Source organism: Roseburia amylophila (assembly GCF_025567465.1).
Taxonomy (GTDB): Bacteria; Bacillota; Clostridia; order Lachnospirales; family Lachnospiraceae; genus Roseburia_C; species Roseburia_C amylophila.
In genome coordinates this window covers 172,038-197,615 of record NZ_JAOQKI010000002.1, presented here as the reverse complement: position 1 = coordinate 197,615, position 25,578 = coordinate 172,038, and the positions used below count along the sequence as shown (strand labels likewise).

The 25,578-nt window shown below is 34.2% G+C and carries 20 protein-coding genes; all 20 read left to right on the top strand.

Features of this window, described 5'->3' with window-relative positions; translation table 11 throughout:
- The 20 genes from OCV43_RS14165 to OCV43_RS02170 all read left to right on the top strand — a co-directional run bounded on the left by OCV43_RS14165 (nucleotide 1) and on the right by OCV43_RS02170 (nucleotide 25,571).
- A complete protein-coding gene (locus OCV43_RS14165) occupies nucleotides 1-1,413 on the top strand; it encodes an ABC transporter permease (protein ID WP_227700517.1) in 1,413 nt (470 codons plus the stop codon).
- Between the two features lie 13 nt (nucleotides 1,414-1,426).
- Complete coding sequence (locus OCV43_RS02260) at nucleotides 1,427-2,737, top strand: ABC transporter ATP-binding protein (protein ID WP_118177098.1); 1,311 nt, start codon at nucleotides 1,427-1,429, stop codon at nucleotides 2,735-2,737.
- A gap of 22 nt (nucleotides 2,738-2,759) precedes the next feature.
- The gene (locus OCV43_RS02255) at nucleotides 2,760-3,659 is read left to right on the top strand and encodes a class I SAM-dependent methyltransferase (RefSeq protein WP_227700519.1); all 900 of its coding nucleotides are present in this window, start codon (nucleotides 2,760-2,762) and stop codon (nucleotides 3,657-3,659) included.
- Nucleotides 3,660-3,665: 6 nt separating this feature from the next.
- The gene (locus tag OCV43_RS02250; protein ID WP_262623312.1) at nucleotides 3,666-5,099 is read left to right on the top strand and encodes a hypothetical protein; all 1,434 of its coding nucleotides are present in this window, start codon (nucleotides 3,666-3,668) and stop codon (nucleotides 5,097-5,099) included.
- A 209-nt stretch (nucleotides 5,100-5,308) separates the two neighbouring features.
- Nucleotides 5,309-7,666, top strand: coding sequence for a glycosyltransferase family 2 protein (locus OCV43_RS02245; RefSeq protein ID WP_262623311.1), 2,358 nt, complete (start codon nucleotides 5,309-5,311; stop codon nucleotides 7,664-7,666).
- Complete coding sequence (locus OCV43_RS02240; RefSeq protein ID WP_262623310.1) at nucleotides 7,663-9,222, top strand: glucosaminidase domain-containing protein; 1,560 nt, start codon at nucleotides 7,663-7,665, stop codon at nucleotides 9,220-9,222. The genes OCV43_RS02245 and OCV43_RS02240 overlap by 4 nt, the downstream gene beginning before the upstream one ends.
- An 18-nt stretch (nucleotides 9,223-9,240) precedes the next feature.
- Nucleotides 9,241-10,248, top strand: a complete 1,008-nt coding sequence (locus OCV43_RS02235) for a metallophosphoesterase family protein (protein WP_262623309.1) — start codon at nucleotides 9,241-9,243, stop codon at nucleotides 10,246-10,248.
- A 19-nt stretch (nucleotides 10,249-10,267) separates the two neighbouring features.
- Nucleotides 10,268-11,992 (top strand): hypothetical protein, encoded by a 1,725-nt coding sequence (locus OCV43_RS02230; protein WP_227700524.1) that lies wholly within the window; start codon nucleotides 10,268-10,270, stop codon nucleotides 11,990-11,992.
- A 16-nt stretch (nucleotides 11,993-12,008) separates the two neighbouring features.
- A complete protein-coding gene (locus tag OCV43_RS02225) occupies nucleotides 12,009-13,004 on the top strand; it encodes a glycosyltransferase family 2 protein (RefSeq protein WP_118056500.1) in 996 nt (331 codons plus the stop codon).
- A 63-nt stretch (nucleotides 13,005-13,067) separates the two neighbouring features.
- Nucleotides 13,068-14,195, top strand: a complete 1,128-nt coding sequence (locus OCV43_RS02220; protein ID WP_262623308.1) for a glycosyltransferase — start codon at nucleotides 13,068-13,070, stop codon at nucleotides 14,193-14,195.
- Nucleotides 14,195-15,196, top strand: coding sequence for a GHMP family kinase ATP-binding protein (locus tag OCV43_RS02215; RefSeq protein WP_118056498.1), 1,002 nt, complete (start codon nucleotides 14,195-14,197; stop codon nucleotides 15,194-15,196). The genes OCV43_RS02220 and OCV43_RS02215 overlap by 1 nt, the downstream gene beginning before the upstream one ends.
- A 3-nt stretch (nucleotides 15,197-15,199) precedes the next feature.
- Nucleotides 15,200-16,057 carry an NAD-dependent epimerase/dehydratase family protein gene (locus OCV43_RS02210; protein WP_262623307.1) on the top strand — a complete coding sequence of 286 codons (858 nt, stop codon included), beginning with the start codon at nucleotides 15,200-15,202 and terminating at the stop codon, nucleotides 16,055-16,057.
- A gap of 2 nt (nucleotides 16,058-16,059) precedes the next feature.
- Nucleotides 16,060-17,097 carry a GDP-mannose 4,6-dehydratase gene (locus tag OCV43_RS02205; RefSeq protein ID WP_227700526.1) on the top strand — a complete coding sequence of 346 codons (1,038 nt, stop codon included), beginning with the start codon at nucleotides 16,060-16,062 and terminating at the stop codon, nucleotides 17,095-17,097.
- Between the two features lie 27 nt (nucleotides 17,098-17,124).
- Nucleotides 17,125-17,979, top strand: coding sequence for a glycosyltransferase (locus tag OCV43_RS02200; protein WP_227700527.1), 855 nt, complete (start codon nucleotides 17,125-17,127; stop codon nucleotides 17,977-17,979).
- A 21-nt stretch (nucleotides 17,980-18,000) separates the two neighbouring features.
- Nucleotides 18,001-19,212 carry a glycosyltransferase gene (locus OCV43_RS02195; protein ID WP_227700528.1) on the top strand — a complete coding sequence of 404 codons (1,212 nt, stop codon included), beginning with the start codon at nucleotides 18,001-18,003 and terminating at the stop codon, nucleotides 19,210-19,212.
- Between the two features lie 8 nt (nucleotides 19,213-19,220).
- The gene (locus OCV43_RS02190) at nucleotides 19,221-21,047 is read left to right on the top strand and encodes a hypothetical protein (protein ID WP_262623306.1); all 1,827 of its coding nucleotides are present in this window, start codon (nucleotides 19,221-19,223) and stop codon (nucleotides 21,045-21,047) included.
- On the top strand, nucleotides 21,048-22,100 hold the full coding sequence (locus tag OCV43_RS02185; protein ID WP_262623305.1) for a polysaccharide pyruvyl transferase family protein: 1,053 nt from the start codon (nucleotides 21,048-21,050) through the stop codon (nucleotides 22,098-22,100).
- Nucleotides 22,097-22,855: an acyltransferase gene (locus OCV43_RS02180; protein ID WP_262623304.1), complete on the top strand. Its 759-nt coding sequence runs from the start codon at nucleotides 22,097-22,099 to the stop codon at nucleotides 22,853-22,855. The genes OCV43_RS02185 and OCV43_RS02180 overlap by 4 nt, the downstream gene beginning before the upstream one ends.
- Before the next feature lie 24 nt (nucleotides 22,856-22,879).
- Nucleotides 22,880-24,073 (top strand): Coenzyme F420 hydrogenase/dehydrogenase, beta subunit C-terminal domain, encoded by a 1,194-nt coding sequence (locus tag OCV43_RS02175; protein ID WP_262623303.1) that lies wholly within the window; start codon nucleotides 22,880-22,882, stop codon nucleotides 24,071-24,073.
- On the top strand, nucleotides 24,063-25,571 hold the full coding sequence (locus tag OCV43_RS02170; RefSeq protein ID WP_262623302.1) for an oligosaccharide flippase family protein: 1,509 nt from the start codon (nucleotides 24,063-24,065) through the stop codon (nucleotides 25,569-25,571). Before OCV43_RS02175 ends, OCV43_RS02170 begins: the two co-directional genes overlap by 11 nt.
- The last annotated feature ends 7 nt before the right edge of the window (nucleotides 25,572-25,578 follow it).

Genomic DNA, 25,578 nt, shown 5'->3' with positions numbered 1-25,578 from the left:
ATGTCTAAGAAGAGACTCGCAGCCAGCCTGCTGGTGGTACTGTTTGGTATATTGGCGAACATCCTGGTTTTCAGATATGAACCGGCTTTAAGTGAGAAGAAGGTTACGGTAAAGGTAACACTTACATCCGATGAAGAAAATTATATGGAGATGTTCTATCTGACAGACGGACAGAAAATGCCGGATGATTTCAAGGCAGAACAAAGCAGCGGAGTGAATTATAAAAAAGCTGGAACAGAGAAAACGTTAGAATATACCGTGCCGGCAGATGCTTCATATCTTCGCTTTGATTTGGGAAGCGGAGCATCCGAGACAACTATTTCCGGCATAACCGTTGAAAGTAATGGAAAAACTGCGGTAATAGATCAGAATGTTTTTTCAGAAACAGTGCGTCTGCAGGAAGTAAAACAGAATAATGTTTCAGACGGTATTAACCTGACAGCAGAAAAAGAGGATCCTTACCTGGTATGGAATACAGAGAACTGGGGAATTGCGAAGCTGGTAAAGGACAGCCTGTGGCTTCGGTATCTTCTGGTTAAAATCCTTGCGTGTGTTGTATTAGATATCATTCTTATTGTTACATTAAAAGCAGGTAAAAAGCTGATTGTTCTTCCGAAAGAAGTGTATCAGAACAGAAAGCTGCTCTGGAATTTGTCAAAGAATGATTTTAAAACTAAATTTGCAGGTTCCTACCTTGGTATTATCTGGGCATTTATACAGCCGATTGTAACGGTAGTGGTATACTGGTTCGTATTTGAAAAGGGATTAAAGGCTGGCGGAATCAACACCAGAGCCGGAATTGATGTTCCGTTTGTACTCTGGCTGGTTGCAGGTCTGGTGCCTTGGTTCTTCTTCCAGGATGCATTAAATGGTGGAACCAATGCACTGATTGAATACAGCTATCTGGTTAAGAAGGTTGTATTTAAGATAAGTATTCTCCCAATTGTGAAAGTAGTATCTGCACTGTTTGTACATGTATTCTTCGTAGTATTTACGCTGGTGCTGTATAGTGCATATCACTATTATCCGGATTTATATACATTGCAGATTGTGTATTATACCTTTGCCATGTTTATTATGGTATTGGGAATCGTGTATGCAACCTGTGCGATTGTAATCTTTTTCCGTGATTTAACACAGGTGATTAACATTGTTCTGCAGGTTGGGATGTGGATGACACCGATTATGTGGAACATTGATACCATGGAATTATCTCCAGTGCTGATTACCATATTCAAACTGAATCCGATGTACTATATTGTGGCAGGATACCGGGATGCGTTGATTAATAAGGCGTGGTTCTGGGAAAATGCACCACTGACTTTATACTTCTGGCTTCTGACAGCGGTATTATTCGGTATCGGAACCATGATATTTAAGCGGTTGAAGATTCATTTTGCAGATGTATTATAGGAAGGCATAGGATATGAGCGAAGTAGCAATTAGAGTAGATGATGTAAGCAAATTATATAAGCTTTATGATAAACCTTCAGACAGACTGAAGGAATCGTTAGGCTTGACACGAAAGAAATTATATAAGGAACATTATGCACTGCATAATGTTTCTTTTGATGTAAAAAGAGGAGAAACCGTTGGCATAATCGGAACCAACGGTTCCGGAAAATCTACGATTCTTAAGATTATTACCGGAGTCTTGAATCCATCCGGTGGTCATGTAGAGATTGATGGAAGAATTTCTGCACTGTTGGAGCTGGGCGCAGGCTTCAATATGGAATATACCGGAATTGAGAATATCTACCTTAATGGAACCATGATTGGTTTTTCCAGGGAAGAGATTGATGCAAAGATGCAGGATATTCTTGATTTTGCAGATATCGGTGACTTTGTGCATCAGCCGGTCAAGACATATTCCAGTGGTATGTTTGTGCGGCTGGCATTTGCGGTAGCGATTAATATTGACCCGGAAATCCTGATTGTCGATGAGGCGTTGTCGGTAGGAGACGTATTCTTTCAGGCAAAATGCTACAAGAAATTTGAAGATTTTAAGAAAATGGGAAAAACCATCCTTTTTGTCAGCCATGATCTGGGCAGTATCAGCAAATACTGTGACCGTGTTGTACTTTTAAACAGAGGAAAGAAGCTGGCAGAGGGTACACCAAAAGAAATGGTAAGCATGTATAAGCGAATCATGGTCAATCAGGATAAGGCGGAGGAAATCGCAGCACACCAGATGGACATGAGCTCCTTGGAAGAAGATGATGAAAAGGAAATCAAAGAGGCTGCCTGCGAAGGACAGTGGAAGAATCATTACAATCTGAATCCGGATGTGGATGAATATGGCAATGGTGCCGCTGAAATTGAAGACTTTGCCATAATAGATGAGAATGGTAATTATACCAATGCAATTGTAAAAGGAACACGATTCCGGCTGAAATCCAAAGTAAAATTTAAACAGGATGTTCATGATCCGATATTTACCTATACCTTTAAAAATATACAGGGTGTGGCAATAACCGGAACCAATACCATGTATGAGAAGAAGGATGTTCCATTGGCAAAAGAAGGGGAGACTTATGTTGCAACCTTTGAGCAGGATATGTTCCTGCAGGGAGGGGAATACTTATTGTCCATGAGCTGTACCGGATATCGTGACGGTGAGTTCCAGGTATACCACAGATTATATGATGTATGCAATGTGACGGTGGTTTCAGATAAAAATACCGTAGGTTTTTATGATATGAATTCTGTTACGACAGTGGAGAAGATAGAAGAGTAAGAGAAAGTTGTAGGGTCAGGATTTGAATATAGTAGAAAAGGCAGAAAAAAATAATACTGAAAACCAGAAAATGGAAGAACTGCTCAAAATAGTGCAGCAATATACTGAGGATGATTTTCAGAAAATTATATCTGAAAAGAAGGACTTCTTTTTTCTATATCATCTTTCGCCTATGCGAAGAAATATTCTGGAATGGTATCCTTTTAAGAAAGATGCAAAAGTATTAGAAATAGATGCAGAATGCGGGGCTGTTACAGGATGTATTGCTGATAAAGTATTACAGGTGACAAGTCTTGAAAACAATGATTTGCAAAGACAGATAAATGAATGCAGAAATAGTAAAAAAGAAAATCTCAGAGTGTTTACAGGAACATATGACAAAATGGAAAATGAGTTAGAGAGAGATTATGATTATATTGTAATGGTCGGCTCATTTGCAAAAGCACCTGATTATTTTGCTGATGAAAAACCATATCATACATTTATAAAAAGTGCATTTAATCATCTGAAAGACGGTGGAGAAATACTAATAGCGTGTGATAATCGTATAGGAATGAAGTATTGGTCAGGTTGTCAGGAAGAATTATATTCTGATTATTTTAGTGGAATACAGGACTATATAGGTTTTGATAACCATAAGATGAGAAACTTTTCAAAAAAAGAAATAGAGAATATATTACAGGAAATAAGCAATCTGGAATATAAATTTTATTATCCATATCCGGATTATAAGTTTCCGATGGCAATATATTCTGATGAATATCTGCCTAAGAAGGCGGAATTAAGTATGAATATAAGAAATTTTGACAGAAGCCGTCTGCTTTTATTTGATGAGACAAAAGCATTCGATGGAATTATTGGTGCCGGACTTTTCCCGGAGTTTTCCAATTCTTTTTTGCTTAGGATAAAAAAAGGAGACTAAAAGAGAATGGATAAAATTCTTTTTGTTAAATATTCTAATGATAGAGCCAATCAATTCGCCATTTGTACAGAGATTTTTGCAAATGGGGATAAGAAGCTTTTAAAAAAAAGAGCGACAACGGAGAGCGCAAGAGAACATATAAAAAATATAGCATCATATTATGCACCTTTAAAAAGACAATTTGAAGGAGCCCTTAATGTTTCCGGATGCCAAAAAGAGTATGATGAAATAAACTTTGAGATGGTAGAGGGGAATGGATTAGATAAAATTATTGACTCATATTTTGAAAAAAATGAGATGGACAAAGTTTTTCAAATCATATCAGAGTTTGCTCAAAAAATATATGGATTAAAAGATAAGGATGTATTTACAATTACACCCTCTTTTGAAAAAGTTTTTGGTATGGTGCATTTTGAAGAAACACAGTATGCTTTAAAAATAACAGATATTGATATGCTGTTTGATAATATTATCGTAAAGGATAATAACTGGACAGTTATTGATTATGAGTGGAGCTTTCAATTTCCTATACCGGTAAAATTTGTTATATATCGTACATTAGCTTATTGGTATGCCCGCCTGGAAAATAGAAGAAATATGGAACAGGATTTTTTGATGGAAATGGTTGGAATAACTCCACAAGAACAGATTCAATTTGCAAAAATGGAAAAGAAATTTCAACAGTATATCATGGATGATAATATTCCATTACGAGATATGCCGAAAATGATGAACCATAAAACTGTAGATTTAAATCACATCCTTTCCGCAGTTGAACTTGAAGAAACTATGCAGGTATTCTATGGAAAGGATAGGAATTTTAAAGAAGAAAATTCTTACTTTAAAAAAGTGCAGGAATTAGAAGATGGAAACCTGAAGGTGAAAGTAGAAATTCCAGAGGGAATGCAGCAACTCCGACTAGATCCGGTTGAGGAGCCATGTATCATTAGCATAGAACATATTTATAATGCGCAGGGCGAAGAAAAAGAAAAGATAGAAACAAATGGTGTTGAACTCTCAAATAAGATTTTTTTCTTTGAAACGAGTGATCCGCAGATTTTATTGCAGGCAAGAGAAGAAGATGGATGCTTAAACATCGTTTATAGAAAAATAAATTTAAATGCTTTTTCAAAAGATATCATTCATAATATAGATTTTATCATTAGGGATGAGAGAGAAAAGAATCGACTGGGACAAGCTGCATTACAATTAGAAGTAGAAGAAAGAAAGAACAAAGAAGCTTTATTGAAGAACCAAATAGAGATAAATAATGAACTATCAAAAAACAATGAGAATTTAAAACTTGAAAAGGAAAATTTAAATTTCCAGATAGAACAATATAAAGAAATGTATGAAGCAATCATAAATTCAAGGTCATGGAAAATAACAAAACCTATCCGTGATATGGCAGATAAAATGAAAAGGGTTAAGAAAAAATGATAAGAGAACATGTTGCAATTGAAGAAAAAGAATATATTTATAGTATTGATAAAATTTGTTGCTATGTCAATGATGATAACAGGGCATATTTACAAATTGTAGGTTGGGCATTTCTTAAAAGTGGCAAAAACAAAAATTTGCAGGTTTATATAAATAATAAGCAAACTGAAATGTATATGAAATATATAGACAGAGCAGATGTCCAAAAAATGTATAAAGACTATAATATTAACTTAAATTCCGGCTTTGTAATAGATGTGGAATTTGAGGTGGAGAATCAGAACGAGTGCAATATTGGTATTGGATATGAAAGTGGACAAATATTGTTTGAGGCAAACTTAAAGGAATATATGGAATTCGAGGTAGAGCCTGAAATCAAGTATTATATCGAGCAAACCGTATATAATAATGAAATTATATCTATTGATGGCTGGGGATTTACCACATCAGTTATTGATATGCAGAAAATAGACAGTGTACCAGTAGAGTTGAGCGTTATAAATGAAGATGGTCAGCAGGAAACGATTATGTTGAAAAGAAAGTATCGGGCTGATGTAAATGAAAATTTTGGGTTAGAGAAAAGTAAAAAAGAATTTGGATTTGAGGTAAAGTGGAAAAATACGCAAAAAAATAAAGGCATTTACACTGTTGTTTTAAAAGGCGGAAAAACTTCTGAAAAATTTATTGTGGAATGCAATAAATTAGTAGATCAGGCCAGGGAAGAAAACAGAAAATATGAAAATTTTTTCGACATGTTAAAGAATAGAGATGAAGAATTGTTCATAGATGATTGGCATTATCTGGTAAACTTTGGATGGAAGAAGTATTGTGACAGAATAAAAAAGCGGTTTCAGGATACAGAAGAGGTTTATAATGTCTGGAGAAAAAAATATATCCCGAATGCCAGAAAATTGAAAAAGCAGAGGGCAGAAAAGCTGGATTATGAACCATGTATCAGTATTATAGTGCCTACATATAAAACACCGGAAAAATTCTTGAAGGAGATGATTGATTCCGTAAGAAATCAGAGCTATGAAAACTGGGAATTGTGCATTGGAGATGGCAGCGTTACAGAGGATACCGTTAAAAATGTTGTTGAAAGTTATCAGAAAAAGGATAAGCGGATAAAGATGCTTTGCCTTTCAGAAAATCTCGGAATAGCAGGAAATACCAATGCGGCGTTGTCTATCGCAACGGGAGATTATATAGCATTACTGGATCATGATGATATACTGGCACCAGATGCACTTTATGAAGTCGTAAAATGGATGAATGAGCATTATAAAGATGAAACAGATGTCATTTATACCGATGAAGATAAAGTTTCCTTTGATTTAAAGGATTATTTTGAACCTCATTTCAAATCAGATTATAATTTGGATTTGATTCGGAGTAATAACTATATCTGCCATTTATTTGTGGCTAGAAAAAGTATTGTGGACCAGGTGGGTGGCTTCCGAAAAGAATATGACGGTTCACAGGATTATGATTTTATATTGCGTTGTATAGAACAAAGCAAGCATGTAGAACATGTTCCGAAAGTATTGTATCATTGGCGTTGTCATCCGGGCTCAACAGCAGCAAATCAGGAAAGCAAAATGTATTGTTATGAAGCTGGAAAAAGAGCAATAGAAGACCACTTAAAACGCAGGGGAGAGGATGGATGTCAGGTTGTGATGACAGAGCATCTGGGATTTTATCATGTGATATATCCAATACGTGAACATAAGAAGGTATCAATTATTATACCGAATAAAGACCAGAAAGAAATACTGGAGCGTTGTATAGAGTCGGTTATACAGAAAACAGATTACAAAAACTATGAGATTATTATTGTAGAGAATAATAGTACAACAAATGAAATATTTGAATATTATAAAACAATAGAGCAGCGTGAAAACATCCGGGTTGTAATATGGAAGGACAAGTTTAATTATTCTGCAATAAATAATTTTGGAGTAAAGTATGCGAATGGAGAGTACCTTCTGTTTTTGAATAATGATATAGAAGTAATCAGGGAAAACTGGCTGAGTGAAATGCTTGCAAATGTTCAACGTAAAGAAGTTGGAATCGTAGGAGCAAAATTGCTTTATCCGGACAATATGGTGCAGCATGCAGGTGTTATTATTGGCATGGGTGGAATTGCCGGGCATCCTTTATCCAGACATCCGGCAGATGATTGTGGTTATTTCGCAAGAGGAATTATCCAGCAGAATCTGAATGCTGTAACAGCAGCGTGTATGCTCACGAAAAAAGAAGTTTATGAGAAAGTGAAGGGATTTGAAGAAAAGCTGGCAGTGGCTTTTAATGATATCGATTTATGCCTGAAAGTAAGAAAAGCGGGCTATTTAATAGTATATGATCCAGAAGCGTTATTGTATCACCATGAGTCTATTTCCAGAGGAAAGGAAGATACTTTGGAGAAACGAAATCGTTTTGAGGGCGAAGTAGATTATATGGCGAAAAAATGGAAAGATGTTTTAGAAAAAGGTGACGAGTATTACAATCCTAATTTAAGCTTGTTATCCGGAAATTTTGAACTGAAGAAAGAATCGGAGATGCAATGAAGAGAAAAGTAAAGAAAAGAGCGCAAAGGTTATTAACATTAGTGCTGGCAGCATGTTTCATGCTGGCACAACCGACAGAAGCTACGCAGGTAGTAAATGGGGTCAATTCTACCATAAATACATATTATGACGGTGGATACAGTATTATGGGACCGACAACGGTTACCATTGGACAGATGATTAATTATTATCAGGCAAATCAGGCTTATCCGGCATTTTACGCCAATACGGATGCACCAAATATTTATGTATTCTGCATGATGTATATGGAAGAATGTAATGCCGAGGGCGTCCGTGCCGAGGTGGCATTCGCGCAGGCAATGAAGGAAACAGGATTTCTCCGTTACAGAGGAGATGTCCATATTGAGCAGTTTAACTTTGCAGGACTTGGTGCTACCGGTAATGGCAATCCGGGTAACAGCTTTCCAACCGTTCGTATGGGAATCCGTGCCCAGGTGCAGCATTTAAAAGCATATGCGACATCAGAACCATTGAATCAGGAAGTCGTAGACCCGCGTTACAGCCTTGTAAATAAAGGCAGTGCACCATATGTAGAATGGCTTGGCAAACATGAGAATCCAACGGGAATCGGCTGGGCAACTGCATGGGGCTACGGAAACAGTATTGTAAATGATTATATTGCAAGAATGCGGAATTATTCTACCTATTCCACCTGGTATCAAGGAGTGAACTATGAGGCAGTATACAACCCGGATTATTATATGTTACATAATCCGGATGTGGCAGCCGTATGTGGCGGAAGTTCCGACAGTCTGCTTTCTCATTTCCTGAATTATGGAATGAAGGAAGGACGGCAGGGAATTGTATATTTTGATGTAAATTCTTATAAACGCCGGTACAAGGATCTTCGAATGGCTTTTGGAAATGACCTTAAATCATATTATCTTCACTATGTATATTATGGACAGAGTGAACACAGAATTGCATCCGGACCGGTTGACAACTTTGATGCGGTAACGGTTTATAATGGAGTGGATTATTCTCCTGTCTATGATTATAATTATTATGTAAATAAGTATCCGGATATCCGGGCAGCCTTTGGAGATGATGATATGGCAGTTCTTGCTCACTTTGTAAATTATGGAATGGGCGAAGGACGGCGGGGTAATGAGGCATTTGATATAAATTCTTATCGGAATGCGTATTCTGACCTTAGGGCAGCTTTTGGAATGGATTTAAAACAGTATTATCTGCATTATCTATATGCCGGTAAATCGGAAAAACGTGTAACCAGTGGCGTAACAGAACTGGTTAATCCGTTGACTGTATATAATGGGGTAGATTATTCTTCTGTATACGATTATAATTATTATATCAATCTTTATCCGGATATAAGAGCAGCCTTTGGAAATGATGACAGAGCAGTCCTTGCACATTTTGTAAACTGTGGAATGGCAGAGGGAAGAAGAGGAAATGCAACCTTTGATGTAGCTGCTTATCGTAATAAGTATGCGGATTTGCAGCAGGCATTCGGAAATGACTGGAAGGGGTATTATGAGCATTATGTGCAGTATGGAAGATTAGAGGGCAGATAAGAAAGTGATGTAGATGAAATGGGCAATACGAAGAGTAGAAAACGAGCAGTAATTCTTATTTTAATAAGTGCATTATGCTTAAGTGGATGTGGAAAAGAAGTGCATGAAACTGCATTTACAGACAGTGTTGCACCGGAAGATTATGGCTTGGAAATGGAGACAGTTCCTATTTCCGTAGATGGAGTAAAGGGAAGTTACACCTTCCTTTATATGACGGATGACCAGGCAATCTTTGAAAACAGAGATGATCTGGGCTGGTTTGGAAATACCGAAACCCGTGCATTTCGGGATGATGCAGGTATTCCATCAGGAGAAAATATAGAGCATTGGATACAGTATGCCAATGACAGCAAGGTCGATGCATTTCTTACCGGCGGAGATATGATTGATTATGGCTCTACAGAAAACATACAGACCGTTCAGAAAAAAATGTCAGAGCTTACGATGCCATACTTATATACCTACGGAAATCATGATTCCTATATTCCGTGGGAGAATACCTTTGTGGATACGGATGAAACATTCCTTAAAGTATTTAAAGATAACAACTGCGAGTTTCAGAGCCTTGATATGGGAGAGTTCTATGTTGCATCTATCCGGGATTATCAGGTAGATGGATTTGCACAGATTTCAGCAGAAGCTCTAGAGGGATTTCAAAGCTTATATAAAAAGGGAAAACCGATTATTTTAATCTGTCATGTTCCAATTTATACAGCCGGGGCAGAAGATTTGAGGAAGACACTTCAAAATGAGTATGGAGAACTGGTTGTGCAGTATGATGCCGGTGATTTTGGAACAGTAAATAAATCACTTCTGTTGGGAGAAGATTGTGGCTATGAATTAACGCCGGAAACAGAAGAATTTTTAAATCTGCTGACAGCAGATGGCAGTCCGGTGGTAGCAGTTCTGGCGGGACATCTGCATTCCGGTTGGAGTGGCAATCTGACAGACCATATTTATGAATATGTGGGCAAACCTGCTTTCTTAAATCAGGGAGCATTAGTTAAGGTACAAGGAAGTGAGTAGAAAGGATTGGGATAGATTTATGGAATGGATGATACAATGGACAGATAAAAAGAAAGAGAAAGTTGCAGTTGGTCTGGCGGTTCTGCTCTGCTTTATTGTACATCTCCTTACAAGCACACAGTTTACTGGCTGGTTCTCAGGTGATGTATATGGGTATCTTTCCCATGCAGCAACGTTCACTGGAAGAAACTGGTCAGGCGTATTGAGAAATGCAAGTTCTTTTTATTCATGGGGATATAGTGCCTTGCTGGCAATTCCGATGGCATTTAGCAGCAATATAATAACAGTCTATCGGGTGGCAATGCTTTTCAATGTGCTGATAAGCTGTGGAGTACTGCTTTTGTGTTATAGTATTGCAAAAATGTTGGCGCAGGATGTAAATAAGTACCTGTTACTCTTATGTGCAACAGCAGTATCACTTTATACCAGTTATATTTTCCAGGGAGCAGTTATGCTATCGGAGATGTGGCTTTATTTCTTTGTGCTATTAAGTATTTATTTTGTGCTTAAATATTTAAAAACATATGCTATACGGTGGGGAATCTGCGCAGGGTTGGCAGTTGGATACACTTATATTATTCATAACCGTTCATTGGCAGTTGTGATTGCTTATGCAATAGTTGTGCTGGCACGGAGTATCCGGCAGAAAGATTGGAAGAGCTTGCTGATTCTTCTGTTGCCGCTGGCATTTATGCTTGCACTGAATCAGGGAGTATTGCAGTACCTGAATGTGCATGAGAAACAAGGACGTTCTTATACATATAATACATATGCAAGTCAAGCACAAAATGTTGGAAGCAAAGTTAATTTTTATTTTTTGATTTCCGGAATACAATGTATATTGGGAGAAATTTGGTATGCAATAATAGGGTCATTTGGCATTGTTTTGATTGGAATTTGCAGTGGAATAAAAACGTACATTAAAGAAAAAAAAGAAAAGAATGATTTGAAATATTTCTATGTATTTGTTGGACTGGCATTGGTCGGAACAGAGATGGTTTCAGTTTTAGATTTGGCATTAGCAAAGGTACCGCTTGATACATTGAGATATGATGTTTACATATATGGAAGATACTGGGAAACAGTATTTGCTTTCTTTTTGCTGCTAGGAATGATAGAATGTTGTAGAGGCATTGAAAGAAAAACCTGGATAGCGATTATTTCAGGTAGCGTTGTATTGTCTGTTTTTGTAGAATATATGACGAGGATATATCAGAATAATGCATTTAATTATTGGGCAATCCCAGCAGTGTTATTGCCATATTTCTCGACACAGAATCGCTTTACAGTAATGCAAAGCAGTATTGTTGGAATTACGTTTATGATATTTATTGCAGTCATATATTATAATTATAAAAAAATGGGAAAAATCGCTTTGATAGGCATATGGACTGGTATGTGTGTATTTAGTGGATATAATGCAAATTATCATGTAGCGGAATTGTATAAGGATACACCAAATGTCATTAATATGCCGCTTTATGAGACTCAGTTTCAAGTAGCGTGTGATTATTTGAGTGAGAATGGAATAGAAGAGTTTGCTGTGTGTGCAACAGATGGTTATCGTGCAGTTGCTTTCCAGATAAAATTTATGGAAGCAAAAGTTACTGGAATCACGGAAGGTGAGCTGGATGAAATAGAAAGTGGAAAGACATATGTTGTGGATAAAATGGCATGGGCAGAACCAATGGAAGGTACCGTGTTATATGAAAATGAAAATTATTACATTATAAGAAAAAAATAAAGTGAGGAACTAAAAGATGAAACTGATTATACAGATTCCCTGTTATAATGAAGCAGAGACACTTGAGGTAGCATTAAATGATTTACCAAAACATATTGATGGAATTGATAAAATAGAGTATCTGATTATCAATGATGGAAGTAAAGACAACACCGTTGAAGTAGCAAGAAATTGGGGCGTGCATTATATTGTGAGCTTTAAGAGAAATAAAGGACTTGCAAAGGGGTTTATGGCAGGTCTTAACGAATGCCTGAAACATGGAGCAGACATAATAGTGAATACGGATGCGGATAATCAGTATTGCGGTGAAGATATAGAGAAACTCGTAAGACCTATTATTGATAAAAAAGCAGATATAGTCATAGGGGAAAGACCTATTGATCAGACAAAACATTTTTCGCCGCTTAAAAAGAAATTACAGCATTTTGGAAGCTGGGTTGTGCGTAAGGCTTCTAATTCAGATATACCAGATGCACCATCTGGATTCAGGGCATATAGCAGAGAAGCAGCGCTTAAGATGAATGTAGTGAATGAATATACATATACACTGGAAACAATTGTACAGGCTGGGCGTGGTAAGATTGCCATGACATCAGTGCCGATACGTACGAATGCTGAACTGAGACCGTCAAGACTGTTCAGCAGTATGTTTGGTTATATAAAGAAATCCATGCTTACAATAATCAGAGCTTATATGATGTATAAACCATTGATGGCATTTACTACACTTTCTACAATTCCTATTTTAGGTGGAATTATATTGGGAATCAGATATATTGTTAGATTAGTGAACGGTGTAGGAGGAGGAAATGTACAATCGTTGATTTTATGTGCTATGCTTATCATTATAGGGGTACAAACTTTTGTAATGGGTATGCTTGCTGATGTAATATCTGCAAATAGAAAAATAATGCAGGATGTACAATATAAGGTAAGAAAAATGTACTATTCTTCTGATGCATGCATGGATAATACATTTGATGAGGCAAAAGATGAGGCTCCATTATCATAAAGAAAATTTTATTTATGCATAGGATTATGTATTTAATCTAAGAAAGTAGGAAGGAAAAATAAAATGAAAATAGTAATGGTTGGCCCTGTGTATCCTTATAAAGGCGGGATAGCACACTACATGGGAATGATGTGCAAGACTTTTGCGAAAAAGCATGAAGTGATTGCATTATCATATAAGATGCAATATCCTAAATTTATGTATAAAAAAGAACAAAAGGATTATGAAAGCGATACATTTAAAGTTGACGGCACGAACTATTGTATAAATACAGCAAACCCTTTTAACTGGGTTCATGTTGCAAAAAAGATAAATAAGTTATCTCCGGACTTAGTGGTTTTTCAGTGGTGGCATCCGTATTTTGCACCTTGTTATCAAATAATATGTAGCTTATTAAAGACAAAGGAAATTTTATTTGTGTGTCATAATGTTTTTCCACATGAAAGATTTCCTATGGATAGACTGCTAACTCAAGCTACTCTGAAGAAGGGAAAGTATTATATTGTTCATTCCAAGTTAGATGAAGTGGACTTACTTTCGGTAAAAAAAGATGCACGTTATAAAAAGGCTGTAATACCCACATATAATGTTTTTAATAAGAGTCAACTGGAAAAAGATGATGCAAGAAAAATATTAAATGTTGCTCAAAATGAATTTGTGTTATTATTTTTTGGATTGATTAGAGAATATAAGGGATTGAAGTACTTATTAAAAGCATTGAGTATTATAAAAAATAAAATACCTAATGTTAAGTTATATATTGTAGGTGATTTTGGAGGAGAAAAGGATCATTATTTAAAAATAATAAAAGATTTAAACATAGAGAATTATATATTAATAGAAGATGCATATGTCTCGGATGATGATGTAGAAAAGTACTTTACAGCAACAGACATGGTTATTCTACCATATGAATCTGCAACACAAAGCGGAATTGTTCAAATTGCATATGAGTTTTTAAAACCTGTAGTTGTTACAAATGTAGGGGGATTGCCAGAAGTTGTTGCGGATGGAAAGACAGGCTATGTTGTTCCGCCATTTAATGCAGAAGAACTTGGACAGGCGATAGTTAAATTTTATAAATGCAATGATAAACGGCATTTTGAAAAGGAAATAGAAAACGAAGCGTACAAATTTAGCTGGGATAGAATGAACGAAATATTAGATGAAATCGTAGAAGGAGGCAATTAATGGTTATATCACAAACTCCGTTTAGAATGTCATTTTTTGGCGGGGGAACGGATATGGAAAATTATTTTAGAAAGTATGGAGGGGCAGTTTTGTCAACAACATTCGATAAATATTGTTACGTTACTGTTAGACATCTGCCGAGATTTTTTGATTATAAAACCCATTTAACATATTCTAGAATGGAATATGTAAATACATATGATGAAATTCAACATCCTGCAATTAGAAATGCAATGAAAATGTTGGATATGCATGAATTACGATTGACATATGAAGCTGATTTACCAGCACAGTCAGGACTAGGTACAAGTAGTTCATTTGCGGTGGGAATGTTAAATGCCTTTTATGCATTAAAAGGAAAATATGTAGATAAGAAAAAATTGGCAGATGAAGCAATTTACTTAGAAAGAGAATTATGTGCGGAAGCTGGCGGCTGGCAGGATCAGATAGCGGCAGCATTTGGAGGCTTTAATAGAATAGATTTTAATGAGGATGGATATAAAGTAAGTCCGGTTATTATTTCACCAGAGCGAAAAAGTATGTTGAATTATAATTTAGTTATGTTTTTTACTGGATTTACGAGATTTTCATCTGATATACAAAAAGCGAATAATGCAGGAGAGTCGAATGAAAATAAAATAAAAAAGTTAAAAGAAATGTATTCTTTAGTAGATGAAGCTGAAAAGATTTTGGTGGAAAAGAATAGCGATTTAGATGAATTTGGCAGACTGCTTGATTACACATGGAAACTCAAAAGAACTACCGGGGAAAAGGTTAGTACAGAAAGCATTGATGCATTATATAAGAAAGGAATCGAAGCAGGTGCATTAGGAGGGAAACTACTTGGCGCTGGTGGAGGAGGTTTTTTGATTTTTTATGTTAAGCCAGAAAATAAACAGAATTTAATTAATGCAATGAGTGGTTTATTGCATGTTCCGTTCGAATTTGAAAATGGTGGCTCGAGAATTATACAGTATACAGCAGAAGATTATGAGGGATAAAAAGTGAACATAGGAATAGTTGGGAGCACAGGATATATCGCACAATTCTTAATTGAACATTTTGAGACTTGTAGCAATATTGCCAAGGTGGTAAAATTTGATAAAAGCGATTTAGCTGATATATATTTAGATTTACAAGATTGCGAAAAATTTAATTTTGATTTATTGGATGGATTATCATACCTTATTTTTACAGCAGCAATTTCTGGACCGGATATGTGTGCAAAGGAATATGAAATGTGCTGGAATATAAATGTGATTGGAACAACAAAATTTATAAGTGAAGCAATAAAAAGAAATATAAGAGTACTATTTTTCTCAAGTGATGCAGTATTTGGAGATATTGATGGATTCATCTATAATGAAAAAAGTGAAACAATGGCAAAGACTCCATATGGTAGAATGAAAAAAGCGGTTGAAGATGAATTTAAACAATCAGCTTATTTTAAGGCTATTAGATTATCGTATGTAGCTTCGAGCAAGGATAGATTTGTATCGTATTGTATGTCCTGTATGGAGAAGGGAGAGATAGCAGATGTTTATCATCCTTTTTACAGAAATTGTATTGTGGTATCTGATGTTGTCAAAGTTGTAGAGTGGATGATTAATAACTGGGAGGAATTTACGGATTTTGTGTTGAATGTTGCTGGAAATGAGCTGATAAGCAGAGTGAGAATTGCAGATGAAATCAATAGAATTAAAAAAGGTAAGCTAAAATACACAATATCTGTACCAGATGAAGGTTTTTATCAAAATAGGCCAAGCATAACTCAGATGGAAAGTTTATATCTATATGATATGAATATATTAAAAAGAGAAAGTTTTACAACAAAAATACAAAGAGAAATGGAGAATGAATAAAAATGAAAAAGAAGGCGTTAATAACAGGAATTACAGGAATGGTAGGTTCACATTTGGCAGATTTTCTATTAGAAAATACGGATTGGGATGTTTATGGTGTCTGCAGATGGAGAAGTCCATTAGACAATGTTAGTCATTTGTTAGAAAGAGTAAATGAGAAAAATAGAGTATTTTTTGAATATGCCGACTTGAATGATCAGGTGTCATTAATTACTGTAGTAAATAGGATAAAGCCTGACTATGTGTTCCATTTGGCTGCACAGAGTTATCCATTAACCAGTTTTACAGCACCAATTGATACACTTAATACTAATATTCTGGGAACTGCCAGACTGTTAGAATCAATACATTTGGCAATGGAAGAAGATCCTTCATATAAGCCGATTATTCATGTATGTGCATCATCAGAAGTGTTCGGAAAAATTCCAAAAGAAAAAAAACCAGAAGCAGGAATTAATGAGGAATGTCCATTTCATCCAGCTTCGCCATATGCAATATCAAAAGTTGGAACAGATTTGTTGGGAAGATATTATGCAGAGGCTTATGGGATGACGGTTATGACTACTCGCATGTTTACACATACAGGACCACGAAGGGGCGATGTATTTCATGAGTCCACATTTGCAAAGCAGATTGCTATGATTGAGGCTGGATTAATAGAACCAAAAGTTATGGTAGGTAATTTGCAATCACTTAGGACGTATGCTGATGTCAGAGATGCTGTAAGGGCTTACTATATGTTAGTTACTGTCAATCCTATTGCTGGAGAATATTACAATATAGGTGGATCATATACATGTGAAGTTGGTGACACATTGAATACTTTGATTTCGTACTCGACAATGAAGGATAAAATAGAAGTTGTTACTGATCCGGAAAGATTAAGACCGATAGATGCAGATTTACAGGTGCCAGATTGTAGAAAATTTAAAGAGCATACTGGATGGGAACCTCAAATTCCATTTGAACAGACAATGCATGATTTGTTAAATTATTGGAGAAAAAGAATAAGCAATGGAGAAAATTTTTTGACAAGATAATATGTATTATTAATGGAGATCATAATCTTGAAGAATTTTTTGATAGTACTGAATTATAACGATGCTGAGACAACGTTGGAATTTGTAGAAATGGCAAAAATGTGTAATGCAATTGATAAAATTGTTGTTGTAGATAACTGCTCGACAGATTATTCATTGTCTAAATTGACCTGTTTGAAATCAGATAAAATAGATGTTATACAGACTGATAAAAATGGTGGATATGCATATGGAAACAATTTTGGATGCAGATATGCTGAAAAAAATTATAATCCCAAGTTGTTCTTTATATCAAACCCAGATGTTCGGTTTGAGAATCCTGTATTGCAAGAAATGGATAAGCTATCTAATAACCACAAAGATATAGGGGTTGTTGCACCGATAGTAAATCAAGGATATAATATTTGGAATTTACCAAAGTTTTGGGGACTGATAGAATCTATTTTTTTGATTTGGTTCAACTTAGACAAAAGAAAGATAAAAAGAAAAATGCTAAGTAGTAAAAATCATTTTGAAACAGTTGGTGTAGTTGAGGGTTCTTTTTTTGCAATTTCGCGTGAGGCATATGATAAGATTGATGGATTCGATGAAAAAACATTTCTTTATTGCGAAGAAAATATTTTGGCAAGACGGCTTCTGCGGAACGGTTATAAAGAGGCTGTTCTGCCAAAATGCAGGTATGACCATTTTCATTCGGTATCAATAAAAAAACATTACGGTGGAAAGGTAAAGGCGTTTAAAAATTTTCATAAAAGTATGCTTATATATTTGCAAGACTATTTGGATGGAGGCATTGTTGAACGAATAATATTTGAGATATGTTTTGGCCTGGGATACATTGAAAGATATATGTATGATATATATATGAAAGTTAGAAAGTAAGTTACGGAGGTTAGTGTAAGTATGAAAAAAGTCTTATGGGTTTCGCTAATGGTTCCATATGATTCGGTATCACATGCAAGCGGTAAAACACAAAATTGGTACTTAAAACAGATGGCAAAAGAAAAAAACATTAACTTAAGGTTAGCTACTTTCTGCAAACCAGATGAGATAGGTAAAATAGATTTGGATTTGTATGGAATAAATTATAATATGTATGTCAGACCTAGAGGTGGAATTGTTAATGAATTAAAAAGAGGATTGGCATGGATATCGAAACTGGAAATTTGCAATAAATATGCGGGATTGACAACAATTGATTATAGAATAGGAATGCGAAGAATGCTCCGGGAATTGGAGGACGAAAATTATGAACCGGATATAATAATAATGCAGTGGACAGAAATATTATTCTTTTTGCCGATTTTAAAAAAAATATGGGCAAACGCAAAATTTGTTGCTATAGAAGAAGATGTTTCGTATCTGGGAATGCAACGGAAACGTGATTTCTATAAAAATGTGTTTCAGAAGGCATTTTTTGCATGCAAAGCTAGACGAGTAAAAAAATTAGAAATACGGTATTTAAATCAATGCAATCTTGTTGTTTTTAATAATGAAAAAGATTATAAATTATCTTGTGGCGATGGATATGTGGGAAAGAGCATAATATGGTCTGTTTTTTATCAAAATTTGTCTGACAGAAAATTATGCAATAACGGTAGTAACGAAGTGGTTTTTTATGGAGCAATGGCACGGGAGGAAAATTGGAAAAGCTGTGTATGGTTTATAAAGAATGTTTTGCCTGAAATTGAAGACAAGGAAATTAAATTTGTTGTTATTGGAAGCGGACCTAAAGCTAAACTATTATCATATGCTAGTGACCGGGTCATAATCAAAGGATTTGTTGAGGATGTAGGTAAAGAACTAGCGCAATCTATGTGCCTGGTGGCACCATTGGTTATGGGAGCTGGAATAAAGGTGAAAATATTAGAAGCAATGAGTTTGGGACTTCCAGTATTGACTAATGATATTGGTATAGAGGGAATTCCAATGATTGATCAAGTTGACTATTACCATTGTGAAAAACCTCAAGATTATATAGATACTATTAATAGAATATGCAAAAAAAGAGAAGATGCAAGTTACATTGGGTGCAATGCAAAACAGAAAATAATTAGTAAATTTAATTATGATAATGATGCAAAAAAATTCATAGAACAAATCTTAGGTTTGTAGGAGAGAGGATGAAGATAATAAATGGCTTAAAAGTTAAAGAAAAAAAATATAGTGGAGTTTTAATGATATTAATTCTGAGCTTTTTATTACATTTAATTCCGATTTTTATTGTTAAGACTCCAACATCAGGACCAGATGAGGTGATTTCTTTAGCATCAGCCGCAAAACTGGCAGGATATGACTGGAGCTATTTAGTTACAAAATTTGGCACAAAATATGGATGCGGCAGCGCCTGGTATTTAGCACCATTATTTTATTTTATAACAAATGGGAAAATTATATATAATCTTGCAAGAACTGTATTGGCTTTCATACTGGCGTTACAGTCGGTCGTTTGTTGGTTAATCTTGAAAAAAATTTTTGAATATGATAATGAACTTGAAATAGCTGTGGTTTCATTAGCGGGTTCTTTTTTTTCAAATGCTACTGCTGATATTTTCTGTAACGAAGCCATATTAACACTTAGCACATGGTTATTTATTTATTTTATCCTAAAAATTTATAAATATGGAAGCAATTTAAAATATTCTCTTATATTGATAGGCGTATTTTCATATTGTTGTATCTGCCATGCAAGGACATTGATTTATTTACCTTCAATCTTGGTGGTTGTATTTTTTTTGTCTTTAAAAAAGAAGAAAAGTTTTCTTGATTATCGAGCAATTATTATTGGTAGTGCTTTTCTGCTTATTGCATGGAAAATTAACCGATATGTTGGAATGCAACTGTATAGAAATGAACAAGCTCTTAATGAATTGGCTTCGGCAGCAATCGGTCAGAGTGGTAATGCGGGATTAGTAAAAAATTTTATTCTGACGATTAAAACGTTTGGAATACGAGATACTTTAAAAGGAATATTAACCGTATCCGCTACTAATGCATATGCAATCTTAATTTTTACTGGTTTTGGTTTTGCAGCTTCGATTGTGTGTTTTTTCTTTTTCTTGAAAAAAAGAAAAAGAAAAAACACAGAGGAAATGGCGAATGTTGTTAGTATGTTTTGCATGATCGGGCTGGGCGTTAGTATTTTGGCAATGGGAGTTATAAATTGCTGGCATGGAATAAATTTAATGCAAGGTGATGTTTACAATGATGGAAGATTTTTTTTCTATTTAAGGTATTATATTAATTTTTTACCGCCAATGGTTATATCATTATATGTATACATGAAAGAAGATGACACAAAAAAATTACTTACAAAAGCTATATTGCTTGCATTAATTTTATATTTATTATTTAGAGTGGTATTTTTAAGAACTTTTGATATAAATGGAATAGAAGAATTTGATGTTGGAAAATTGTTTGAAGCATTTTCAATGGGCAAAGTGATTTCTTATTCTTTAGCATTTAAGATAAGCTTGCTGATAAGTATTATTTTGATAATGGTTTGTAAAAAATCGAACAGTATTTATATTTATTTTACATTAATAGTCAGCATGCTTTTTTATCAACAGCTGTATCAGTGTATATTTTTCAGGGGAAATATTTCTGAAACAACACAAGAATATACTGATAAATTTGTGGCATATAGCGAAAATGAAACATTAAGAACATATTTGGATAATTTCGGCAAGATTTATGTACATTCAAATAAAGTATATAAATTAGAATACTATATACAATTAATTATTCCGGAAATACAAGTTAAGCGATATGAAGAGAACTATGAGGATGATAATGAAGTAAAAATAGTATTTTCTAACGAAGATTTAACTACTTTTTTGGATAAAAAGTTATATTGCGTTAAATTAGATACAAATGAATATCTTTATACAGATACATATAAGGTACATAAAGATATAAATATGATAATAGCACAGATAGAGGAAGGATAAATGAATATAGGAATTTTAACATATGCAGGTGGATTGAATTATGGTGCACAGGCACAACTGTATGCGATGACAAATTATTTGAAGGAAAAAGGACACAATATTACAGTATTAATGTTTAAACCCAAATATTATTTTGTAAAAAATATAAAAATTGCATTGAGGGTAGAACCAAATTGGCAGAGGCATCCAAAGCATATTATGCAATCAATAAAAAGAATGAAAGCATTTAATAATTGGATAAAAAATATTCCTAATCAAATAGAGGTGAAAGACGGAAAAGAAGTAGATGGTTTGGATTTAGATTTAGTGATAGCAGGAAGCGATGAGATTTTAAATTGCAAACATCCTTTTTATGATGACATATATATAGGAAAAGATATAGATAAAACTGCATTGATTTATTATGCTCCAAGTACAGGAGCTTTATCAGTTGATTATGTGTTATCAGATGAACAGATAATGTGGTTTCAAAAATTTAAAAATTATTCCGCTAGAGATGTAGTTACAAAAAAATTTATTGAAAATAATGAACATCAAGAAGTTACTGTTGTATTGGATCCTACATTTTTATGGGAATTTAATGAAATTACATGTAAAACAAAGCTAGGGGAAAAAAGTATTGTATTATATTCATTTGATTCAATCGCTGATTATGCAGACGAAATAATTGATTATGCAAATAAACATGAATATGAAATTGTTTCTCTTGCAAGAGAATATAGATGGGCAAATATTAATTTGCCAGCAGCAACCGAGCAAGAGTGGATAACGTGTTTTCGTAATTGTGAAGTTGTTATTACGGATTCGTACCATGGCTTAGTTTTTGCTTTGAAAAATAAAAAGAAAGTTGTTTTAATATCGAGAGAAGACAAATTAAATAAGAATAATGGATTACTGGAATTTTTAGGAATACAAATGAGTTATTATAAAAAAGGTAGTATTGATAGATATTTACACACTGAGACTCTTGATTATTCAATAATAAATGAAAACATAAAAAAAAGAAAAATTGAATCTGAAAAGTATTTAAGTGAGGCATTGGAAAATATATGAATATAATATTAAAGATAATAATAGCTGTTTTGTTAATATATCTATTAAACATTTTGTTTTTATCGGTTTATTGCAGAATAGAACGAAAAATAGATAGCATGGTAAAACAAAAAACTAAAAATTCTAATCAAAAAACAGAAAAAATAGAAAATAGCAAGTCTTCTTTGAAAGAAAGAAAACTTGTGAATGCATTAAAAACTTTTTATAAAAATGCGGATCATTATTTTTATGGATGGATGCGGTATTGTCAGATGCGCATGAGTAAATATCCGAGTAATAGAATTAGAAAGATATTATATAAAAGAGTTTTTTGCATGGATATAGACAAAAAAACTGTCATAAGTGCAGGATGTGAGATTCGTTCTCCGTGGAATGTGCACATGGGAAATTGCATCATTGCGGGCAACTGCATAATTGATGGAAGATCAGGAATTATAATAGAAGACAATGTTGTTTTAGGCATGAATGTACATATTTGGACGCAAGAGCATGATGTCAATAGCCCAAGCTTTGCAGTTACACCTGAACATAGAGGTGAAGTTGTAATTGGTGAACGGGCATGGGTGTGTTCGGATTCTACCATATTGCCAGGGGTAAAAATAGGAGAAGGAGCTGTAATAGCAGCAAAGGCATTAGTCTGTAAAAACTGTGAACCATATGGCATATACGGAGGAGTACCGGCAAAAAAAATATCTGATAGGACAAGAAATTTGACATATGTTTTGTCAGGAAAACCGCATTGGCATTTTAATTAAGCATAATCATAAGGAAGGTGTATTTTGGAAGAAGCATTTACTTTTAATTATATAAAAAAAATAGAATGCACTGGATGTGAAGCATGTGCGAATATATGCCCTGTTGGAGCTATGGAGATGCGAAAAGATGAAAGTGGTTTTTTCTATCCATATACAAATTATAAGAAATGTATTGCATGTGGAAAATGTACTAGTGTATGCCATAGGGCAAAAGATAAGCAGGAGAATAACATAAATGAAATTGAAACTTATGCAGGATACTCAAAAAAGAAACAGATAGTATATAGTAGTTCTTCAGGTGGGTTATTTAGAATTTTTGCAGATGAATTCATGAAAATGTATCCCAATGGAAAGGTATGTGCCGTTATTTGGGATGAAGATTTTAAGGGAGTTCATCATGAATTGGGCGGAGAAGAACTTCTAGAAAGGATGCAACGCTCGAAGTATGTGCAAAGCAGGAAGAACCTGATATATAAAAGAATAAAAGAATGTTTAGAAAGAGAGACTCCTGTATTATTTGTGGGTTGTCCTTGTGAAGTTGCAGCTTTATCAACATTTTTGGGAAAAGAATATGACATTTTGTATAAGATTGATCTTGTGTGTCAGGGACCAACAGCACCTTCAGTTCTAGAAAACTATATAGAAAATTTAGAAAAAAAATACAAGTCTTCTGTAAAATCTATTAATTTAAGATTGCCGGCGGGGATAAATTGGATACCACAATGGAGCGATATTAGATTTGATAATAAGAAGAGATATGTCAGGGCATTTTATGAAACTGATTTGGGGATAGCAGTCCATTATATGCAAAGAGAATCTTGTTTTTCTTGTTATGTACGAGGAAAAAATAGATTTTCGGACATTACGTTAGGAGATTATCATGGCGTATCACCACAAGAACCATACTATAATGCTAAAGGAACATCAATATTATGCATAAATACAGCTAAGGGGAAGGCATTGCTAAAACTTGTTAAAGAGCAGGTTTATCTAGAAAAAGTAGAATATTCAAAGGTTGAAAAATACAATAAGCGTTTGACTGAACCAAGGGTAAGAGATGAAGCAGATAAAATCTTCTTGATTACGTATAAGAAAGAAGGATTAAAAAGAGCAATTAAGAAAACCTTGTCATGGAAGAAAAAGGTAAAATATTACTTACCAACGGTATTGGCAAATAAAATTAATGGCTATAAAGGTTGTGGAAAAAATGAAGAATAAACAGATAGTATATGGAACAGTCATTAACTATGCTACAGTTTTTGTGCAAATGATCAGTACAGTTGTTGTAACGCCTTATTTGATAAAAATATTTGGCGATAATGATTATGGAATATATAAAATTATAGTGTCGTTAGCGGCATATTTGATTATTTTAAATTTTGGCGTAGGAAACACATTGATACGTTTTTTGTCAGAATTGAGAGCGAAGGGTGAAGATAAAGGAGATGCAGCAAAAGCATTAGTTTCATTTTCAACAGCATTGAATTTTGTGGCGGGATTATTTGCTGTTTTAGTTGGATGTCTGATATTCCGTTTTATCCCTAATTTTTTTTCCAGCAGCTTATCAACGAGAGATTTGCAGCTCGCTAGAAATATTTTTATTATATTGTTAATTAGCGCTGTTTTTTCAATTCTAACAGATATATATATGTCTTATCTGTTTGTATATGAGAAATATACATATGTAAAAACAGTGGATTTGTTGAAATATCTGTTGAGGGTAGCATTGATATTTTCGTTGATAAACAAAGGAAAGTCGGCTACACTTATAGCGTATATAGATTTGTATGTATCAATATTTACATTTGGTGCAAACTTTTTATATGCGATTTGTAAAGGGAAAATGAAAATTGGCTTTTGCAATCTAAATAAAAATATGCCTATTTCTCCTAAAAAATTCTTTTCATATTCACTATTGTTTTTTTTTAATCTTATAATTGAACAGCTGATATGGAATACCGATTCAATAATAATTGGTATGCGATTAAATGCATCAATGGTTTCTATTTTTTCATCAGGAGCCATTATTTCAGCAGCTTTTAACAGTATGACACAAATTATTAGTACAATGATATTCCCAAAGATAGTTATGAAATTTAGTGAGAACAACCCGAAAGAAAAATCTACAGAAGTGATGATAAAGATAAGCCGGTTACAAGCATTTATTGCGTTCTATATACTGGGTGGATATTTAGTGGTAGGGAAGTTTTTTGTAACAGATATCTGGCTTGATTCTAGGTATGAATTGGCATGGACTACTAGCATGATAGTGATGGTAGGAACAATATTTAGCTCATTAATGGGAAGCGGACACTTGATTTTAAGAGCTATAAATAAACAGACATATTTTTTGGTGTGTGAGTTTGTGATATTTTTGGCTAATGTTGTGGCAACATATGTATTAGTTAAACCATTAGGAATAAAAGGTGCAGCCTATTCTACAACAGCAGCGTATGTTATAGGAATGTGTGTGTTTATAGTCCCATATCTCAAGAAAACGATTGGCTTGGATGTAAAAAGATATTTCCAAAATATTGTGCCAATTGTTGCTTCAATGGTATGTATGAGCATAGTATTATATGTTATTTCTAATAGAATTGGTATTACAAATAAGTTTGAAATGATTATATGGGGAATAATTTATACAGTGTTATATATAGCACTTGCTTATATGGTAAGTTCTGATGAGGAAAAAAAGGCATTAAAATCCATATAGATGAAGG

Bases quoted from the DNA above. Each gene is read 5' to 3' on its own strand.
- OCV43_RS14165 (WP_227700517.1), top strand. From the start codon at position 1: ATGTCTAAGAAGAGACTCGCAGCCAGCCTGCTGGTGGTACTGTTTGGT.
- OCV43_RS02260 (WP_118177098.1), top strand. From the start codon at position 1,427: ATGAGCGAAGTAGCAATTAGAGTAGATGATGTAAGCAAATTATATAAG.
- OCV43_RS02250 (WP_262623312.1), top strand. From the start codon at position 3,666: ATGGATAAAATTCTTTTTGTTAAATATTCTAATGATAGAGCCAATCAA.
- OCV43_RS02245 (WP_262623311.1), top strand. From the start codon at position 5,309: ATGTATAAAGACTATAATATTAACTTAAATTCCGGCTTTGTAATAGAT.
- OCV43_RS02240 (WP_262623310.1), top strand. From the start codon at position 7,663: ATGAAGAGAAAAGTAAAGAAAAGAGCGCAAAGGTTATTAACATTAGTG.
- OCV43_RS02235 (WP_262623309.1), top strand. From the start codon at position 9,241: ATGGGCAATACGAAGAGTAGAAAACGAGCAGTAATTCTTATTTTAATA.
- OCV43_RS02230 (WP_227700524.1), top strand. From the start codon at position 10,268: ATGGAATGGATGATACAATGGACAGATAAAAAGAAAGAGAAAGTTGCA.
- OCV43_RS02225 (WP_118056500.1), top strand. From the start codon at position 12,009: ATGAAACTGATTATACAGATTCCCTGTTATAATGAAGCAGAGACACTT.
- OCV43_RS02220 (WP_262623308.1), top strand. From the start codon at position 13,068: ATGAAAATAGTAATGGTTGGCCCTGTGTATCCTTATAAAGGCGGGATA.
- OCV43_RS02215 (WP_118056498.1), top strand. From the start codon at position 14,195: ATGGTTATATCACAAACTCCGTTTAGAATGTCATTTTTTGGCGGGGGA.
- OCV43_RS02205 (WP_227700526.1), top strand. From the start codon at position 16,060: ATGAAAAAGAAGGCGTTAATAACAGGAATTACAGGAATGGTAGGTTCA.
- OCV43_RS02195 (WP_227700528.1), top strand. From the start codon at position 18,001: ATGAAAAAAGTCTTATGGGTTTCGCTAATGGTTCCATATGATTCGGTA.
- OCV43_RS02190 (WP_262623306.1), top strand. From the start codon at position 19,221: ATGAAGATAATAAATGGCTTAAAAGTTAAAGAAAAAAAATATAGTGGA.
- OCV43_RS02185 (WP_262623305.1), top strand. From the start codon at position 21,048: ATGAATATAGGAATTTTAACATATGCAGGTGGATTGAATTATGGTGCA.
- OCV43_RS02180 (WP_262623304.1), top strand. From the start codon at position 22,097: ATGAATATAATATTAAAGATAATAATAGCTGTTTTGTTAATATATCTA.
- OCV43_RS02170 (WP_262623302.1), top strand. From the start codon at position 24,063: ATGAAGAATAAACAGATAGTATATGGAACAGTCATTAACTATGCTACA.